The 18,049-nt window shown below is 48.7% G+C and carries 19 protein-coding genes; 1 reads left to right on the top strand and 18 read right to left on the bottom strand.

All coding sequences use genetic code 11. From position 1 onward, the window contains the following. Positions 1-48 precede the first annotated feature (48 nt). Complete coding sequence (locus B4E62_RS20555) at positions 49-351, top strand: YhbY family RNA-binding protein (protein WP_133684458.1); 303 nt, start codon at positions 49-51, stop codon at positions 349-351. Between the two features lie 76 nt (positions 352-427). Here the strand turns inward: B4E62_RS20555 and greA are convergent, their stop codons facing one another. The 18 genes from greA to B4E62_RS20465 all read right to left on the bottom strand — a co-directional run bounded on the left by greA (position 428) and on the right by B4E62_RS20465 (position 17,930). After that, complete coding sequence (gene greA / locus B4E62_RS20550; protein WP_310073297.1) at positions 428-907, bottom strand: transcription elongation factor GreA; 480 nt, start codon at positions 905-907, stop codon at positions 428-430. Positions 908-916: 9 nt separating this feature from the next. Next, positions 917-4,138 carry a carbamoyl-phosphate synthase large subunit gene (carB, locus tag B4E62_RS20545; RefSeq protein WP_331353374.1) on the bottom strand — a complete coding sequence of 1,074 codons (3,222 nt, stop codon included), beginning with the start codon at positions 4,136-4,138 and terminating at the stop codon, positions 917-919. An 11-nt stretch (positions 4,139-4,149) separates the two neighbouring features. Continuing rightward, on the bottom strand, positions 4,150-5,310 hold the full coding sequence (gene carA / locus B4E62_RS20540) for a glutamine-hydrolyzing carbamoyl-phosphate synthase small subunit (protein WP_331353373.1): 1,161 nt from the start codon (positions 5,308-5,310) through the stop codon (positions 4,150-4,152). A gap of 399 nt (positions 5,311-5,709) precedes the next feature. After that, positions 5,710-6,618 carry a DUF808 domain-containing protein gene (locus B4E62_RS20535; protein ID WP_331353372.1) on the bottom strand — a complete coding sequence of 303 codons (909 nt, stop codon included), beginning with the start codon at positions 6,616-6,618 and terminating at the stop codon, positions 5,710-5,712. 43 nt (positions 6,619-6,661) lie between these two features. Next, entirely contained in the window at positions 6,662-7,465 is an 804-nt protein-coding gene (gene dapB, locus B4E62_RS20530; RefSeq protein WP_310073288.1) for a 4-hydroxy-tetrahydrodipicolinate reductase, read from the bottom strand. Positions 7,466-7,507: 42 nt separating this feature from the next. After that, on the bottom strand, positions 7,508-8,110 hold the full coding sequence (ribA, locus tag B4E62_RS20525; RefSeq protein WP_331353371.1) for a GTP cyclohydrolase II: 603 nt from the start codon (positions 8,108-8,110) through the stop codon (positions 7,508-7,510). Between the two features lie 65 nt (positions 8,111-8,175). Then, positions 8,176-8,817, bottom strand: a complete 642-nt coding sequence (locus tag B4E62_RS20520; protein ID WP_331353370.1) for a retropepsin-like aspartic protease family protein — start codon at positions 8,815-8,817, stop codon at positions 8,176-8,178. A gap of 9 nt (positions 8,818-8,826) precedes the next feature. Beyond that, positions 8,827-9,321: a phosphatidylglycerophosphatase A family protein gene (locus B4E62_RS20515; protein ID WP_331353369.1), complete on the bottom strand. Its 495-nt coding sequence runs from the start codon at positions 9,319-9,321 to the stop codon at positions 8,827-8,829. Next, positions 9,321-10,286, bottom strand: a complete 966-nt coding sequence (gene thiL, locus B4E62_RS20510) for a thiamine-phosphate kinase (protein WP_331353368.1) — start codon at positions 10,284-10,286, stop codon at positions 9,321-9,323. Before thiL ends, B4E62_RS20515 begins: the two co-directional genes overlap by 1 nt. An 85-nt stretch (positions 10,287-10,371) precedes the next feature. After that, a complete protein-coding gene (nusB, locus tag B4E62_RS20505; RefSeq protein ID WP_331353367.1) occupies positions 10,372-10,860 on the bottom strand; it encodes a transcription antitermination factor NusB in 489 nt (162 codons plus the stop codon). An 82-nt stretch (positions 10,861-10,942) separates the two neighbouring features. Then, positions 10,943-11,413: a 6,7-dimethyl-8-ribityllumazine synthase gene (ribE, locus tag B4E62_RS20500; protein WP_310073279.1), complete on the bottom strand. Its 471-nt coding sequence runs from the start codon at positions 11,411-11,413 to the stop codon at positions 10,943-10,945. A 50-nt stretch (positions 11,414-11,463) separates the two neighbouring features. Next, the gene (ribBA, locus tag B4E62_RS20495) at positions 11,464-12,579 is read right to left on the bottom strand and encodes a bifunctional 3,4-dihydroxy-2-butanone-4-phosphate synthase/GTP cyclohydrolase II (protein ID WP_310073278.1); all 1,116 of its coding nucleotides are present in this window, start codon (positions 12,577-12,579) and stop codon (positions 11,464-11,466) included. 31 nt (positions 12,580-12,610) lie between these two features. Further along, positions 12,611-13,267 (bottom strand): riboflavin synthase, encoded by a 657-nt coding sequence (locus B4E62_RS20490; RefSeq protein ID WP_310073276.1) that lies wholly within the window; start codon positions 13,265-13,267, stop codon positions 12,611-12,613. Positions 13,268-13,300: 33 nt separating this feature from the next. Then, positions 13,301-13,876 (bottom strand): RDD family protein, encoded by a 576-nt coding sequence (locus tag B4E62_RS20485; protein ID WP_331353366.1) that lies wholly within the window; start codon positions 13,874-13,876, stop codon positions 13,301-13,303. Positions 13,877-13,888: 12 nt separating this feature from the next. Beyond that, a complete protein-coding gene (gene ribD, locus B4E62_RS20480) occupies positions 13,889-15,028 on the bottom strand; it encodes a bifunctional diaminohydroxyphosphoribosylaminopyrimidine deaminase/5-amino-6-(5-phosphoribosylamino)uracil reductase RibD (protein ID WP_331353365.1) in 1,140 nt (379 codons plus the stop codon). 7 nt (positions 15,029-15,035) lie between these two features. Beyond that, on the bottom strand, positions 15,036-15,500 hold the full coding sequence (gene nrdR / locus B4E62_RS20475; protein WP_310074004.1) for a transcriptional regulator NrdR: 465 nt from the start codon (positions 15,498-15,500) through the stop codon (positions 15,036-15,038). 180 nt (positions 15,501-15,680) lie between these two features. Beyond that, a complete protein-coding gene (locus B4E62_RS20470; RefSeq protein WP_331353364.1) occupies positions 15,681-16,631 on the bottom strand; it encodes a hypothetical protein in 951 nt (316 codons plus the stop codon). Between the two features lie 123 nt (positions 16,632-16,754). Further along, positions 16,755-17,930 (bottom strand): glycoside hydrolase family 88 protein, encoded by a 1,176-nt coding sequence (locus B4E62_RS20465; protein ID WP_331353363.1) that lies wholly within the window; start codon positions 17,928-17,930, stop codon positions 16,755-16,757. Between the last annotated feature and the right edge of the window lie 119 nt (positions 17,931-18,049).

Here is an 18,049-nt window from a genome sequence, read left to right as displayed (position 1 = left end):
TGGAGTAGAATGACCACCATTATTTCTTCCAATCCTTAAGGTAAGTTTATGCCGATTAATCCTGAGCGTAAAAAACAATTTCGTACTATTGGCCACAAGCTTAATCCCATTGTCACCATTGCCGGTAATGGCTTGAGCGATGGCGTACTCGCCGAACTCAATCGTGCGTTAGATGACCATGAGCTGATCAAAGTAAAGCTGGCCATTGCCGAGCGCGACGAACGCAAAGAAGTCGTCGCCGAGCTTGAAGCCCTGCCCAATGTTGAACTGATTCAGGAAATTGGCAAAGTAGTTTTACTCTATCGCCACAATAAAAGAGCCAATCCCAAGCTTTCTAATGTGCAGCGTTAAGATCACAGAGCCAAATACCCATAAAAAAACCGCCGTTAAATGGCGGTTTTTTTATGGGTGATAATTCCTGGATCAGCTAGATATGCTCTACTTTATCGATTTCGTAATCTACATCGCCGCCCGGTGCTCTGACCACCACCACATCACCCTCTTCCTTCCCCACCAATGCGCGCGCAATCGGTGAGTTGACCGAGATTTTATTGGCTTTTACATCCGCCTCGTCATCGCCCACGATCTGATAAGTCACTGACTGATCAGTATCAAGATTAATGATGGTAACGGTAGTGCCAAAAATCACTTTGCCGGTATGCGGGATTTTGGTCACATCAATAATTTGCGCATTGCTAAGCTTGCCTTCAATTTCCTGAATGCGGCCTTCACAAAAACTCTGCTGCTCACGCGCGGCAGAATACTCAGCGTTTTCTTTCAAGTCGCCGTGGGCACGCGCCTCGGCAATCGCGTTAACGATGCGCGGGCGCTGTACTTTTTTCAGGTCTTCCAATTCAAGCGCTAATCTTTCAGCGCCTTGATTAGTCATGGGGAACTTGGTGCTCATGGACAATCCTTATTTATTCAGGCGCTGATGCAAATCTTGCAAACGGCGCACTTCAATATGTTGACCTTGTTTCAGCGCCATACATACAGCCTGACTTGCAGCCAATGTGGTGTTGTAATAGACACGGTGATTTTCGGCACTGCGGCGAATGGATGATGAATCGCGCGTAGCCTGACGGCCTTCAACGGTATTGAGGATTAAGTCGATCTCATCATTCTTGATCATATCCACAATATGTGGGCGGCCTTCTTGAACTTTATTGACGATCTGCACGTCCAGACCTGCTGCGGCTAATACTGCGGCGGTACCGCGCGTCGCAACCAGTTTGAAACCAAGCTTCGCCAAATCCAGGCCAACGCCGACAATACCATCTTTATCCATATCGCGAACACTCAGGAACGCAGTTCCAGTTGCAGGAATACGGTTGCTCGCGCCCAATTGGGATTTGCCATAGGCCTCGCCGAAGGTGTCGCCCACGCCCATCACCTCACCGGTCGATTTCATTTCTGGCCCGAGGATCGGGTCAACGGCCGGGAACTTATTGAACGGGAATACCGCTTCTTTCACGCTGAAATAGGTTGGGATAATTTCTTTGGTAAAGCCTTGCTCCGCCAAAGAGGTGCCTGCCTGACAGCGTGCAGCAACTTTCGCCAGCGACACACCGATACATTTGGACACAAACGGCACAGTGCGCGATGCACGCGGATTTACTTCGATGACATAAATTTTGCCATCTTGATACGCGAGCTGGGTGTTCATCAAACCGATAACGCCCAACTCAATTGCCATTTGTTTTACTTGCTCGCGCATTTCGTCCTGCACATCGGCAGGTAGCGAGTAAGGTGGCAGCGAACAAGCCGAGTCACCGGAGTGAACGCCACATTGTTCAATGTGTTGCATGATGCCGCCGATCACAACTTGTTGGCCATCAGACACAGAATCAATATCGACTTCGATAGCATTATTGAGGAAGTGATCAAGCAAAACAGGCGCATCTTCCGATACTTGTACGGCGGTGCGCATGTAGGTGCGCAGCTCATCTTCTTTGTAAACGATTTCCATCGCGCGGCCGCCCAATACATAAGACGGGCGAACTACCAATGGATAGCCAACTTTATCAGCGGCAAGTAATGCTTCTTCCAGCGAACGAACGATCGCATTTGGCGGCTGCAACAGACCCAACTTGTGGATCATTTGTTGGAAGCGCTCGCGGTCTTCCGCTTTATCGATAGCATCCGGGCTGGTGCCGATAATGGGTACGCCTTCCGCTTCCAATGCACGCGCTAATTTCAGCGGCGTCTGGCCACCGAATTGCACAATCACACCAACCGGTTTTTCTTTGTGGACGATTTCCAATACGTCTTCCAGAGTCACCGGCTCGAAGAACAAGCGATCAGACGTGTCGTAATCGGTCGATACGGTTTCAGGGTTACAGTTAACCATAATGGTTTCGTAACCGTCTTCGCGCATCGCTAATGCGGCGTGTACACAGCAGTAATCGAACTCGATACCTTGACCGATACGGTTAGGGCCGCCGCCAATAACCAAAATCTTTTTCTTATCGCTCGGGTTAGCTTCACACTCTTCTTCGTAAGTCGAATACATGTAAGCAGTCGAGGTAGAGAATTCCGCCGCGCAGGTATCAACACGCTTGTACGCCGGGCGAATATTTAAACCCTGGCGATGATGACGCACTGCTTTTTCAGTCGCGCCTACCAACAAAGCTAAACGCTTGTCAGAAAAACCTTTGCGCTTTAGCTGGAACAATTTGTCTGCATCGAGATCGGTGAGTGATTTACCACGCAGTGACTGCTCGATATCGATCAACTCTTTGACTTGCACCAAAAACCAAGGATCGATTTTTGACAGATTAAATGCATCATTGACGCTCATGCCCATGCGGAACGCATCACCGAGATACCAGATACGCTCTGCACCAGCAGTCGTCAATTCGCGACGAACTTTTGCTGCGCCTTCTTCGGTGGTGTAATCCACTTTGGATTCAAAACCGGCAGAGCCCACTTCCAAACCGCGCAATGCTTTTTGCAGCGACTCCTGGAAAGTGCGACCAATCGCCATCACCTCACCAACGGATTTCATTTGCGTTGTTAAACGCGCATCAGCGTCACCGAATTTTTCAAAGGTAAAGCGTGGCACTTTGGTAACGACGTAATCGATCGATGGCTCAAATGATGCCGGTGTTGCGCCGCCGGTAATTTCATTTTGTAATTCGTCGAGGGTATAACCAATCGCCAACTTGGCAGCGATTTTTGCAATCGGGAAACCCGTCGCTTTGGATGCAAGTGCTGATGAACGCGATACACGCGGGTTCATCTCAATCACCACCATGCGGCCATCAACTGGATTCACCGCAAATTGCACGTTGGAACCGCCCGTTTCCACACCGATTTCACGCAATACCGCAATCGATGCATTACGCATGATTTGGTATTCCTTATCGGTGAGAGTTTGCGCTGGAGCAACGGTGATCGAGTCGCCGGTATGCACGCCCATCGGATCAAAGTTTTCAATCGAACAGACGATGATGCAGTTGTCATTTTTATCACGCACAACTTCCATCTCGTACTCTTTCCAACCGAGCAGGGATTCATCAATCAGCAGTTCATTGGTCGGTGACAGATCCAAACCGCGCGTACAAATTTCTTCGAACTCGTCCCAGTTGTAAGCGATACCGCCACCGGAACCACCCATGGTAAATGACGGGCGAATGATGCATGGGAAACCGAATTCTTTCGGTGCTTCTTTCGCCTCTTCCAAGGTATGAACGATTTTCGCGCGAGCGCATGAAAGGCCAATACGCTTCATCGCCTGGTCGAACAAATTGCGGTCTTCTGCCATGTTGATGGCTTCTTCTTTCGCGCCAATCAACTCAACATTGTACTTTTCCAACACACCGTGTTTAGCAAGCGCCAACGCACAGTTGAGCGCCGTTTGGCCGCCCATGGTGGGCAGGATTACATCGGGGCGTTCTTTTTCAATAATTTTTTCTACGGTTTGCCATTCAATCGGCTCGATGTAGGTTGCATCCGCCATCGCCGGGTCGGTCATGATGGTGGCTGGATTGGAGTTCACCAAAATAACGCGGTAACCCTCTTCACGCAGGGCTTTACAGGCTTGCGCGCCTGAGTAGTCAAATTCACACGCCTGGCCGATTACGATCGGGCCAGCGCCGAGAATCAATACACTGTTTATGTCTGTACGTTTTGGCATGTCTGCTCCGATTAGGACGCCTTGCGCGCTTGCATCAATTCAATAAAGTGGTCGAATAAGGTATCGGCATCGTGTGGGCCAGGGCTGGCTTCAGGGTGACCCTGGAAGCTGAACGCGGCCTTATCGGTGCGATGAATACCTTGCAAGGAACCATCGAATAAGGATTTATGTGTCGCCTTGAGGTTTGCGGGCAAGCTGGATTCTTCCACCGCAAAACCGTGGTTCTGCGCGGTGATCATCACGCGTTTGGATTCAAGATCCTGTACCGGATGGTTGCCGCCGTGGTGGCCAAATTTCATCTTGATGGTTTTGGCACCCGAGGCCAGCGCCAACAATTGGTGACCGAGGCAGATACCAAATACGGGAGTATCAGTTTCCAGAATATTTTTAATCGCTTCGATGGCGTATGTACATGGCTCAGGATCGCCAGGGCCATTGGAGAGGAAAACACCGTCCGGATTCATTGCCAGTACTTCGGCAGCCGTGGTTTTAGCGGGCACAACAATTAGCTCGCAATCGCGGTCTGCGAGCATGCGCAGAATATTGCGCTTCACGCCGTAATCGTAAGCCACTACTTTGAACTTTTTTGCACCGTTTAAGGCTTTGTGGCCTTCGCCCAAAGTCCAACTACTTTCATTCCAGGTGTATGACTCGCTTACGGTCACTTCTTTGGCGAGATCCAAGCCTTTCAATCCACCAAACGCTTTGGCAGCGGCGAGAGCTTTGGCTTCGTCGATTTCATCTCCTGCCATCAAACAGCCGTTTTGAGCTCCTTTGTCGCGCAGGATGCGGGTCAAGCGACGGGTATCGATATCGGCAATGCCAATCACATTGCGCGCTTTGAGGTAATCGGAAAGGCTTTCCTGATTGCGGAAGCTGCTGGCTAACAAAGGCAAATCGCGAATCACCAGGCCAGTGGCCCAAATACGCTCGCATTCTTCATCTTCGCTGTTGGTACCGGTATTGCCGATATGGGGATAAGTGAGGGTAACAATTTGCTGGGCATAGGATGGATCGGTAAGGATTTCCTGATAGCCGGTGATTGCGGTATTAAACACCACCTCACCAACGGATAAACCTTCAGCACCAATTGCGATACCACGGAAAACACTACCATCGGCAAGGACCAAAATGGCCTTCTTCGGGGCAGGAAGGGATTCCTGAGTAGTCAAAACAACCTCCTGAGCTGGTTGGGTTTTGGCTTGGAGAACACCTGCAGTTACTAACCCTGCGGGATACCCTTAAAGCAAGCTAATAAATCGTTGTAGGTTCGTCATCCAAATCGCACAGACGTTCAGTTTCTTCAGGCTCAAAAAGTCAGTCGCATTGACACTTATGAAGTGAGCATCGCGATAAGTCATTGAGTTAAAAGGCAAAATTAATCTGACTGTAAAACGTTTGGTTGTAAAAAAGCGAGATGAAACTCTAATCTCATCTCGCTTTTTTATGTTCTTGTGCGAACCGTTTTGTATTCTTTGTGCAGAGCCACTTGAGGTGGCCGCAATCTGGCTGCGGATTCTACGGGACTCGCCCGCGCCTGTCCATGGGAATCTACCCGAATCGGGCCAGTATCAGCCTTTACGAATCAACTTCCCAATCAAACTCACCACTGCTAGCACCAGCGCACCAATGACCACGCCAGCGACTCCGTTCAATACCGATGAAGTCAACCAACCCACTGGTTCAGTTGCGGCAGTGGCATGCTCAATCCAATGATGAATAACAGGAATACTGTGCGTCACAATACCGCCGCCGACCATAAACATCGCCGCAGTACCCAATACGGATAAGAGCTTCATCAGGCGCGGAGCAGCGGCCAGTAAAAAATCTCCGAAAAATTGTGCAACTGGGTTGGGCTTTTTGCACAGGTGCATGCCTATATCATCCAACTTCACAATCAATGCGACAAACCCATAGACGCCCACAGTCATCAATACCGCAATACTGACGACCACTGCGGCCTGCTTGGCAAAAGTCGCAGCAGCTACCGATCCAAGAGCGATAACGATGATTTCTGCCGAAAGAATAAAGTCCGTACGCACAGCGCCTTTAATTTTATCTTTTTCGAAAGCGACCATATCCACCTCCGGATTGGCAACGGCTTCGATCAATTCGCGATGATGTGCGGAATCCTCTGCTTTGGAATGGAAATATTTGTGCGCGAGTTTTTCAAATCCTTCAAAACACAAATAAGCACCACCGATCATCAGCAGTGGAACAATTAACCAGGGAACAAATGCGCTGATCAACAGTGCGGCGGGAACCAGAATCGCTTTATTGAGCGCAGAACCTTTGGCAACCGCCCATACCACGGGCAACTCGCGTTCTGCGCGCACACCCGCAACTTGCTGTGCATTGAGCGCTAGATCATCGCCCAGTACACCGGCTGTTTTTTTCGCAGCGACTTTGGTCATAACCGCCACATCGTCGAGCACTGTAGCAATATCATCAAGCAATGCTAATAAACTGGAACCAGCCATTCTTTAATTCCCTGAGCGATTTTCTGGAAAGTTGATTTTAAATTTATCGCAAACCCAACACATCCTGCATATCAAACAAACCGGATTTTTGTTGTTGCAACCATACTGCTGCGCGCACGGCGCCGTTGGCAAATGCCAGACGGCTTGATGCTTTGTGAGTAATTTCCACACGCTCTCCATCAGCCATAAACATCACTGTGTGATCACCCACTACATCGCCGCCGCGTACAGTCGCAAAACCAATAGTATCGCGCGGACGCGCACCGATTTGGCCTTCGCGACCATAAACCGCCACTTTATCCAAATCGCGCTCCAATGCATTCGCGAGTACTTCACCCATACGCACCGCAGTGCCGGAAGGTGAATCAACTTTATGACGATGATGCGCCTCGTAGACTTCAACATCATATTCATCGCCCAATACCCGCGCGGCTAAATCGAGCAATTTAAAACACAGGTTTACACCGGTAGAAAAATTGGCCGATAACAGCAAAGGAATTTGTGTTTGATAGGAGAGCAGATCCGCTTTTTCTGTGGCACTGAATCCGGTGGTACCAATGACGATAGGCTTATTGTGCGCTGCGCAAATTTTTACATGATCGAGTGTCGCGAGCGGCGAGCTGAAATCGATCAACACATCGAATTGGTCGATTACATCGGCGATGTTATCTACCAGGGTTACACCGAGTTTTCCCACATTACCCAGCTCACCGGCATCCACACCCACCAGTGAACTACCTGCACGCACGGTTGCAGTACCCAATGTGGTTTGTGGATTTTTTTGTGTGGCTTCAATCAACGCCTTGCCCATACGGCCTGCGGCACCGGCGATTGCTATTCTTGTCATTGTCTTACTCTCGATAAAAGATCATTGCAAAAAAATTAAACATTATTCGTCGTCTTCACTATTAAACAAATGGCCAAGCTTACCTGCTTTTGTTTCAAGGTATTTTGCGTTGTGAGGATTGCGGCCGGTTTGATGCGGGATGCGTTCCACTACATTGATGCCCATATCCTGCAAGGCTTTTACTTTACGTGGATTATTGGTGAGCAATTTTAAAGCTTTGATATTGAGATGTTCGAGCATGGGCTTGAGGATGGAGTAATCGCGCATATCTGCACCAAAACCCAATTGCTCATTTGCTTCAACGGTGTCTGCGCCTTGATCTTGCAAATGATAGGCTTTGATTTTATTCAGCAAGCCAATTCCGCGCCCTTCCTGACGCAGATAAAAAATTACGCCGCGCCCAGCAACACCAATTTTGTGCATCGCAGCCTGTAACTGCGGGCCACAATCGCATCGCAGACTAAATAATCCATCACCAGTAAGACACTCGGAATGAATACGGGCAAGCAAAGGTGCAGGGTCATTAATATCACCCATTGTTAACGCAACATGCTCTTTATCTGTTTCAACATCAGTAAAACCATGCATCACAAACACCCCAAAGGGAGTTGGCAATTTACAGGACTCTATAAATCGAATTGTCACTGAAGACCTCAATTACTCTTTCACAAAAAGAGCACACTAAAAAATTAACTGCTTATTCATTACATTTACTTTTCTGTAAGAACTAACACACCGTTAGCGATGGACATATTCACTTTACCCAGGTAACTATTGCCCAATAGAATCACCTCCGGTGACTCTGTTGTGCTGACAGCTGCGGTCACCTGATTAAGCTCAATATCGCCCACGGAAACACGATTCAGAACAACCGCGTATGCTTGCGCAACACCATTCGCCGTTCTCACAGAAATTGGAGTTCCCGCAAGGTAGTCAATACCAATTTTTTCAGCTTCACGGTAATTCATTGCAATACCAGTCGCACCAGTATCAATCATAAACTTAACTGAAGTGCCGTTGATTTTCCCCTGCGTAAAGTAATGTCCACCTTCTGCGGAGGCTATACGCACTTCCGCTTTTTCCGCCTGAATAAATTGTGTAGAGATTTTTCGATTTAACTTCAATGTTTCTCGCTTGCCAGCCACATCAACTACTGCATGAAGACCATCTGCTGATACCAACTTAACTCCTTCAGGGCTGACCGCGCCTACACGTAACATGCGCTGCTTACCATCAACAACAATTAGCGCGGCATCCTTTGCCAACATTTTTACCTGCAAATCCATCGCTTTCACCTGAGCAGCAAAAAAAACACACGCAATCAACGAAAGATTCAACCAGTAATACAACATGCGACCTCCCTATCCGAACAATGAAACGCCCCACCAGAGAGCTGCCAATTGTAAAAAAATGAACGCATAAATCCCGGCGAGCGCATCATCGATCATTATGCCGAAACCCCCGTGCACTTTTTTATCCAGCCAATTGATTGGCCAGGGCTTCAGAACATCAAAAAACCGAAACAACACAAACCCGATGAGTATCCACAGCCAACCAGTCGGCGCCATAAACATAGTGATCCAGAAGCCGACAAATTCGTCCCACACAATGCCACCATGGTCGTGCACTCCTAGCGCCCGGGATGAGCGGTCACACCAGAGCACACCTAATGCAAAGGTCACTATTAACCAACTCAAATACACTGGCCAGGATAAATTTTGCAATAGCAAAAAAAACGGAATCGCTGCAAGTGTGCCAAAGGTGCCGGGAGCCCTTTTTGCAAGCCCACTGCCAAATCCAAACGCAAACAAGTGGTTGGGATTGTTAAACAATTGTTTAAAAGTGGGTGTCGTCATTAGAAATGTTGATATCCCGTTGTGGCCACCTTGAATGGTGCGCCTTCATACTCACAGATGACTTCACCGCCCGCGATCATTTCCCCAATCACTGTGGCTTGTAATTCTCCCTGCGCAATTAACATGGCGATATCAGCCATCTTTTCAGGCTGAACCGTAAAACACAGTTCGTAGTCATCGCCACCACTGAGCGCCCATTGGTAAGCTTGCGCATCATTGTTTAAAGATTTTAGCGCAGGTGATAGCGGCAAGTTTTCGACATCAATCACCGCCCCCAAATCACTTGCATCGCATATATGTTGCAAGTCGGCAACCAAACCATCAGAAATATCCAATGCACTGCTGGCGAGTTCACGAATTAATGCAGACTCAGCCAAACGCGGTGTTGGGCGATAAAAACGTTGCTGCAAATAGTCTGTATGCTCATCGGTAAATTGTTGGGTATTTTGAATTGCGGCCAATGCAGCTGCACCGTCACCCACAAAATTGGTCACTAAAACAAAATCACCAATATTGGCACCATCGCGCCGCAGTGTGTGTTGCGGTTGGGTTGCACCCATCACCTGGATCGTAATCGATAAGGGGCCTGATGTCGTATCCCCCCCAACCAGTGCAATGCCGTATGCGCGCGCGCATTTAAATAACCCACGACTAAAACTGCGCAGCCAGTCTTCATTGGCTTCCGGTAGGGTCAGTGCAAGTGTGAACCAGAGCGGATCTGCGCCCATAGCGGCGAGATCGCTTAAATTGGTTCTTAATGCGCGCTCGGCAATTAGTTCGGGATCAGCATCCCTGGGAAAATGTACATCAGCAACCAGCGTATCGACCGATACTGCTAGTTGCTTTCCAGCGGGGATTTGCAAAAGTGCGCAGTCATCACCAATCCCCAGCAACACGCCTTCGGCAGGCTGCTCGGCTTGCTCGCGCTGGAAAAATTGTTGGATCAGTTGGAATTCACTGGGCACTTTTACGTCTTTTTAAAAAATTAAGCCGTTTTAGAAGAGTTGAATCGCCTTTGGAACGAAGAGCGACGGACAATCGCCCGAACAATTAACGGCTTTTGCGTTCGGCGTTGACTTCCAATGCGCGCAATACCACGGCCGTTTTATCTAACACACCGTTGATAAATTTGTGACTGTCTTCTGCGCCAAATTTTTTCGCCAACGCAACAGCTTCGTTAATGACTACTTTGTATGGAACATCAATACGGAATTTAAATTCGTAAGTGGCAAGACGCAGCAACGCGCGAGTGATTGCATCCAATTCTGCCAGTGAGCGATCAACCAGAAAGGGTTCGTAAACAGCATCAAGTTCGCTTAAATGTTCAGGCACACCGTGGAGGATATCGTGGAAATATTCCACATCCACTTTGCTCATATCGTTATCGGTGCGGAATTCTGCTTCGATTGAGTTGAGCGAATTACCGGTCATATGCCATTGATACAGCGCTTGCATCGCGTAGTGACGAGCCATACGGCGGGTTGCAGCGGTGTGGCCTTTTTGCGCGGATGCTCCGGCTTGACCTGAAGGAGTAGTCATGAACAATTACCTGATAAAGAACTTGAATGCCCGCGTGCACGGGCATGAAATAAAAATAACAACAATTAAATCGTAACGGGCGTTATATTTTCCCAAACAGGGAAACCATTTCCAGTGCGGTGGAAGCAGCCTCAACACCTTTGTTACCCGCTTTGGTGCCCGAGCGTTCAATTGCTTGCTCGATTGAATCAACAGTCAGTACACCAAAGGTTACGGGCACACCATATTGCAAGGAAACCTGAGCTAAACCTTTAACGCACTCGCCCGCAACATAATCAAAGTGCGGTGTGCCACCGCGAATGACTGCACCTAACGCAATGATCGCGTCGAATTCTTTTTTCGCTGCAATTTTTTGTGCAGTCAATGGAAATTCAAAAGCGCCGGGAGCGTAATAGATGGTGACATTTTCATCTTTGATGCCGTGGCGGCGCAAAGTATCCAATGCGCCGTCTTTCAGACTCTCTACAACAAAGCTGTTCCAACGGCTAACGATCAACGCGTACTTACCTGCTGACGCGGAAAAATCACCTTCAACTACTTTGATATTGCTCATGCTATTTTCTCTTAACGATGAAATTGTTAATCGCCCTCAGGGCAAACCTTTTAGTCACCCTCAGGGCAAATATATTCAACTACTTCCAAATCAAAACCCGAGAGCGCTGAGTAGCGCATGGGCGCCGACATCACGCGCATTTTGCGCACGCCTAAATCACGCAGGATTTGCGAGCCGGTGCCCACTTGTTTGTAGAGCACTTCCGAGCTGCGGCGCATTTGTTTGCCGGAGATCAACCAATCGATGCTGTCTTCAACTTCTTTAGTCGATTCGTCGTGGCAGATCAGCAGTACGACACCCTTACCCTCTTCGCTCACTTTGCGCAGCGCATCCTGGTAGGTCCAGCTTTTGCCACCAGCGACTGACGTGCGCTTGAGACTCAACACGTCGCGGGCAATATCCATAACGTGTACACGAACCAGCGTTGGCTCGGCATCTATCTCGCCTTTGATCATCACAAAGTGCAGATCGCCGCGCGCCAGATCGCGATAAGTGCGCAGTTCAAATTCACCGTAAAGGGTTTCTACTTTGCGGGTATTGATGCAGGCAACGGTTTTCTCTTTGGTGGCGCGGTAGTGAATCAGGTCGGCAATGGTACCGATTTTCAGGTGATGTTGCTCGGCAAATTGCTCAAGATCCGCGCGGCGCGCCATGGTGCCGTCGGGGTTCATCACTTCAACAATCACCGCTGCTGGCTCGAAACCGGCCAGACGCGCAAGGTCGCAACCAGCTTCCGTATGACCCGCACGGCTCATAACACCACCCGGTTGCGCCATCAAGGGGAAGATATGACCGGGCTGCACTATGTCTGTCGGCTTGGCATTAGCTTTTACCGCTGCACGCACAGTCAGCGCGCGATCGGCCGCCGAAATACCGGTACTAACACCTTCTGCTGCCTCAATCGATAAAGTGAAATTAGTGGTGTGCTGGGATTTGTTGTCGCTCACCATCAGCGGCAAATCCAGTTGTTTGCAGCGCTCAGGCGATAGGGTTAAACAGATCAAACCGCGAGCGTGAGTCGCCATAAAGTTGATATCTTCCGGGCGCACCTGCTCGGCGACCATAATCAAATCGCCTTCGTTTTCACGGTCTTCGTCATCCATCAGGATGACCATTTTACCGTGGCGCAGGTCTTCGATCAGTTCTTCAATTGTGTTGAGTTGCATAGACAATCTCTATGTAAGGAAGTAATTCCGCTTAGGCAAAACCGTTCTTCGCCAAAAATTCCAGGGTAATACCCTGCCCTTCGCCCTCGGCCGCTTTATCGCCAAGCATCAGGCGCTCAAGGTAGCGAGCGAGCACGTCCACTTCCAGATTGAGCTGGGTACCAGTTTTGTAGCTATCCATAATGGTCCACTGCAAGGTGTGCGGGACTATGTTGAGTTCAAATTCGGCGCCGTCCACTTTATTAACGGTAAGACTAGTACCATCTACCGTGATTGACCCCTTGTGGGCGATATATTTTGCCAATGACTTGGGTGCGCGGATGCGAAAGCGCTCGGAGCGCGCGTCAGGATGACGACTGACAACTTCGCCCACACCATCGACATGGCCGCTAACAATATGGCCACCCAAGCGGGTTTGCGGGGTCAGGGCTTTTTCCAGATTAACCCGCTGGCCAACTTTCCAGCCGGGCAAGGTGGTGTTATCCAAAGTTTCGCGCGATACATCCGCCCAATAGCCATCGCCGGGCAAATCCACCACCGTCAGGCAAACGCCGTTGGTAGCGATGGAATCCCCCAGATGCACATCACCCAGATTCAGGCTGTGGGTTTTGATGCGCAGACGCAGATCGCCATTTTTAGGTTGCAACGCCACCACTTCGCCGATGGCTTCAATAATTCCGGTGAACATAGATTTACCTCGGAATCGCGATAGTCGAGAGACTTATACGATGATGCTGGTTGGTTTGCCTTGGGTAACAGGGATTCTTAAATCAATCACTTTAGTGCCGGCAAGATGATCGTGGATGCAGCGCTTGTCCGCACGGAAAATCGCCAGAATATCCACCAAGCGCAATATGCCACCCACCATAGGCACACGGCCTGCCAACCATTGGATCAAATAGCGCTGGACGATCAATTGGAAAAACGGCGGGAGGCGATTATCCATAGTTACAATGGCAATACCCATGATGCGCTTGCCGATGGTTTGCCCGTAGCGGCTGAGCAAATACCCATGTAATACCAAAAATGAAATGTAGGGAAACAACGCGAGCAATACCTTTTGCCCATTCGACAAAGCGGCCACTTTGGCAAGGATTTCGGTTTGCATCGCCTGGGCATCTTGCGCCTTGTTGGGATCAAACTCGGTCAAGCCCAAATACTGCATCAGGAACATCATCGAAATAACCATGAATACGCCGTCCAACATAAACGCAGCAAAACGCTGGCCGAGCGACGCCGTGTTGTCCACCTGAGGTGAGTTTGGAGTGGGTTGTAAATCGGGAGCTTGATCGTTCAAGGTGTTACCTATCTAGTATTCAGTGTCAGGCACGGCGGTGATACGCCAGTCACGCCCGACGGCGCGAATGTCTTTAATTTTCAGCGAAAGCGCAGCGGACATAGTATCCAGCGGCAAATCAAACAGTGGCAGCGCATTGCTGCCGAGCAGTTTCGGCGCCATGTACATAATGATTTCATCGAGCAAGCCACGGCGTAAAAAACTGCCAGAAAGCCTGGCGCCCGCTTCGACTAACACTTCGTTGCAGTGACGTTTGGCGAGCTCGCGCAAGAGCACGTTTAAATCGATGCGGTCATCTTTGCCCGGCAACGCAATCAGCTCAACAAAATCCGGCCAATCATTTAACTGCTCAGCTTCTACCTTGCCATTGTGCACCAGCAATATCGGGGTGGATTGTTTAAACATCAAGGCGGTGCGCGGTGTGCGCAGTTGTGAATCGAGGATCACCCGCAGCGGTTGTTTCGCGGCGGCCTCTTCAGCGTTAGGCAAACCCAACTCATCCACACGCACGGTAAGTGAAGCGTTGTCCTGCAGGATGGAATCGACACCGGAAATAATCGCGCATGAACGAGCACGTAGACGCTGCACATCGGCACGCGCTTTGGGGCCTGTAATCCACTTGCTTTCGCCCGAAGCCATAGCAGTACGGCCATCAATACTCATCGCCATTTTGCAGCGCACGTAAGGCAGTTTGCGTTCCATACGGCGGACAAAACCGGGATTGAGTGCACGCGCATCATCTTCCAAAACCGGGCCATCAACTTGAATACCCGCAGCGCGCACCATAGCGATGCCATTGCCCGAAACGAGCGGATTGGGATCTTCCATACCGTAGACCAACCGCGCGATACCGGCATCGATCAAGGCTTGCGAGCAGGGGCCGGTTTTACCGGTATGGCTGCAGGGTTCAAGGCTTACATAAGCCGTTGCGCCGCGCGCGCCGTCGTGAACTGCAGAATCGCCCGCCGCAGTTAACGCATTAACCTCGGCATGGGCTTCACCGGCACGGACATGCCAGCCTTCAGCGATCACCTGCCCGTCCTTCACCAGCACACAACCGACACGCGGATTGGGCATGGTGGTGTAAAGGCCGCGCTCCGCCAAACGGAACGCATGCGCCATAAATTCAAAATCAACCGAAGATAGGGTCATCAGAAAATTAGTCGTTTTCAGGTTGCTGTTCGAGGCGGTCGATTTCCTGGCGGAATTCGTTGAGATCCTTAAAGCGGCGATACACAGAAGCGAAGCGCACATAGGCAACTTCATCGAGCTTTTGCAATTGCTCCATCACTTTCTCGCCTACCAGCAATGCCTTTACTTCGCGCTCGCCGGTCGCCTGCAAAAAGTGTTTGATATGGTTAATGGCCGATTCAATCGCCTCGATACTCACCGGGCGTTTTTCCAGCGCACGCAATAAACCAGCGCGCAGTTTGTTTTCATCGAAGGGTTCGCGGGTACCGTTTTGCTTGATGATGCGCGGCATCACCAATTCGGCCACTTCAAAAGTAGTGAAGCGCTCATGGCAGGATAAACACTCACGGCGACGGCGCACCTGGTCGCCTTCCGCCACCAGGCGTGAATCTATAACTTTGGTATCTTCCGCACTACAAAACGGACAATGCATGATCATCGGCCCCAGCGATTGATAAAGTGGGCGCATACTAGCACAAAATGCAGGGTTTTCGCCCCATGCTCCATATCACAACAAGGGGAAGAACCAGCGGGTTGGCGGATGGGAAAAGCAACTCCAATTAGGTGTCATGACTGCCCTACATAGGTAGCTCCGCACCAAAACAATTTAAAGCTACGTCAAACTTCTCTCCCCCGATATATACGCTTCGATTTCAGATATACAGTTTTCGAACCTATCTCCCAAATAAAAGCAATTTTTCCTATTGTTTCTGCGTTTCCAATCGAAAAATTCAACTTCATCACCCACATACAATATTGGGATGTTTACTTGGATTGCCAAAAAAGACCATATATGTTCGTCACGCTCTATAATACGCAACCCGATAATTACAATAAACTTGCACTGATGCTTTAATTTCAAGCGCCATAGTTCTTGCTGCAATTCAACGACACTAGGAGCATGAAGAACATCTTTGCCCATTGCATACATTGCCATAGATGCTGCAAGACCATTATTTTTATACGCAAAATCTAAAGCCTCTTGCGGCATAACAGCCTTCACGGGATATGATGCAATAGTTTTTTTTGCAGGAAAAACACATCCCTGCATAAGAAAATTATCTACATTTGCGTCAGGGATAAAATTGGGCGAACCATGAATCTTAAGAAGAGAGATGAGATTGTAAGAATTTTGTCTTATGCCAATACCATAATATGGAACCAGTTCTTTTTGGTTCAAACACTGCTCAATCAACAATTCATAATTGGTAGTAGAAAATGAATAAACGACATCACGATTAATAAGCATGTCGAGAAGCCTCAAATAAACATTTTGCTCCCCCGCCACGAATTGTAAAAAATATTTAGATAATGCAATCTGCATCCAAGTAGCATCAACATTATTTTGAAATAAAATTTCCATACCTTTTTCGAAATCATCCCGAAAAACTATTTTTATTTTTTCTTCCATATTCTGGAAATAATAACCTCCGATAGTCCTCTCCAGACTATCGAATAAATCTTTCCCCAACGGGACTCGAAATGGAGTAGTGTCGGCACTTGCAAAACTGGCTCCAGCTCCCATAAGAAAATGAATTTCCTTTTTTTCCATTCCAACAAACATTAGAAACCTCCAATATTTATAAATTTATTAGACACATCAAGCAAAAAACTACAGAAATATCTGTTTGCTGGCAACAAGATCAATCTTTCTGTTACCTTAATGTCAATTACACCAATCAACCCATTACAACAGACTAACCTCTGACGCGGCCAACAATAGTGCGCCTACGCCGTAGAGTTGTGTATCCTCCGGTAATATTTTTTCTGGCGATGCACCCACCTGCTGAACCCAACCGAGCTTGCCTGTTTTATCGACTGCGCTGGAGAGCCCGTTCCAGCCAGCATTTACTGCCGGTAAATATTCTGCTTTTGATAACAAACCATTATTGATTCCCCACGCGATACCAAACGTCATAAAACCCGTGCCGCTGGTTTCGGGCACATTGAATTCGTCTTTATCCAGAAGTGATGACGGCCAGAAACCGTTGGGTTGTTGGAGCTTGAGCAAACTTGCTGCCATGGTTTTAAATAGGTTTTCGTATTTTTGTTTGCGCGGATCATTCGCTGGAATTTGTTCAATCAACAGGGGCAAGCCCGCAAACACCCAGCCGTTGCCGCGGCTCCAGAATATTTTTTTATCATTTTTACTGCGGCGCTCAAAAAAGCGGCCATCGCGATAAAACAGGTGCTCTTCTTTATCAAACAAATAATCAATTGTTGCCTGATATTCTTCATCGACGTAATTTAAATAAACAGGGTCACCGGTTAATTTACCCACGGCTGCCCACACGGGTGGTGCCATAAATAAGGCATCGCACCAGCACCAGCGATGCTGGCAAGTTGCTTCGCCCTGGCCTGTTGGATCGGAGTTGTATTCCAGACTGTGAGTTTTGCGGTTTGCCATGATCTCTTTAAATATTTTTTGTGTTGGTGCGATCAGACTGAGATCATTTTTGCGCGCGGCGACTGCGGCGTAGGAGAAACCAATTACCTGGTCATCGGCATGCCAGCTTTTGTCGCCGAGCTTCCATTTATTGGCTTTGCCCTTTGCAACCAAGGCTTGCAGATAATCTGCATTCTGGCTGTGCTCTGCCCAGCGATTTAATCCTACAAAAAATGCGCCTTGAATCCAGCCATGCGGGTTTTCAGTGTGGTCGCGAAAGGTGCGTACATAATCAAAATTTTCCATATGCGCCAATTGCCAATCTGCAGCGCGGTTGGCAACTTCGGCAACTGATTGAGGTGCAGGGATTGTTGCAACAGGCTTGTGTGCACAGCCACTGATTAGCAACAGAAACAATAACATTGAGCAAATAGAAACGAGGTGCGAGCGAAGGTAATGCACTAAAAAATGGTTCATCCAGATAACTCCTGCGTAAAAGTCCAGGGAATTTATTGTTATGTCAGGTCTGCTATGTGTAATTCTGTTGTGATCACTGATTATGGTTGTGCGGGGATCTTAGGCCAGGCGTTGGTTAA

This window comes from Cellvibrio sp. UBA7671 (assembly GCA_002483145.1).
Lineage (GTDB): Bacteria > Pseudomonadota > Gammaproteobacteria > Pseudomonadales > Cellvibrionaceae > Cellvibrio > Cellvibrio fibrivorans.
The sequence above is the reverse complement of the archived record's forward strand: the minus strand, read 5'-3'. Positions and strand labels throughout refer to the sequence as shown.

Bases quoted from the DNA above. Each gene is read 5' to 3' on its own strand.
- B4E62_RS20555 (WP_133684458.1), top strand. From the start codon at position 49: ATGCCGATTAATCCTGAGCGTAAAAAACAATTTCGTACTATTGGCCAC.
- greA (WP_310073297.1), bottom strand. From the start codon at position 907: ATGAGCACCAAGTTCCCCATGACTAATCAAGGCGCTGAAAGATTAGCG.
- carB (WP_331353374.1), bottom strand. From the start codon at position 4,138: ATGCCAAAACGTACAGACATAAACAGTGTATTGATTCTCGGCGCTGGC.
- B4E62_RS20535 (WP_331353372.1), bottom strand. From the start codon at position 6,618: ATGGCTGGTTCCAGTTTATTAGCATTGCTTGATGATATTGCTACAGTG.
- dapB (WP_310073288.1), bottom strand. From the start codon at position 7,465: ATGACAAGAATAGCAATCGCCGGTGCCGCAGGCCGTATGGGCAAGGCG.
- B4E62_RS20520 (WP_331353370.1), bottom strand. From the start codon at position 8,817: ATGTTGTATTACTGGTTGAATCTTTCGTTGATTGCGTGTGTTTTTTTT.
- B4E62_RS20515 (WP_331353369.1), bottom strand. From the start codon at position 9,321: ATGACGACACCCACTTTTAAACAATTGTTTAACAATCCCAACCACTTG.
- nusB (WP_331353367.1), bottom strand. From the start codon at position 10,860: ATGACTACTCCTTCAGGTCAAGCCGGAGCATCCGCGCAAAAAGGCCAC.
- ribE (WP_310073279.1), bottom strand. From the start codon at position 11,413: ATGAGCAATATCAAAGTAGTTGAAGGTGATTTTTCCGCGTCAGCAGGT.
- ribBA (WP_310073278.1), bottom strand. From the start codon at position 12,579: ATGCAACTCAACACAATTGAAGAACTGATCGAAGACCTGCGCCACGGT.
- B4E62_RS20490 (WP_310073276.1), bottom strand. From the start codon at position 13,267: ATGTTCACCGGAATTATTGAAGCCATCGGCGAAGTGGTGGCGTTGCAA.
- ribD (WP_331353365.1), bottom strand. From the start codon at position 15,028: ATGACCCTATCTTCGGTTGATTTTGAATTTATGGCGCATGCGTTCCGT.
- nrdR (WP_310074004.1), bottom strand. From the start codon at position 15,500: ATGCATTGTCCGTTTTGTAGTGCGGAAGATACCAAAGTTATAGATTCA.
- B4E62_RS20470 (WP_331353364.1), bottom strand. From the start codon at position 16,631: ATGTTTGTTGGAATGGAAAAAAAGGAAATTCATTTTCTTATGGGAGCT.
- B4E62_RS20465 (WP_331353363.1), bottom strand. From the start codon at position 17,930: ATGAACCATTTTTTAGTGCATTACCTTCGCTCGCACCTCGTTTCTATT.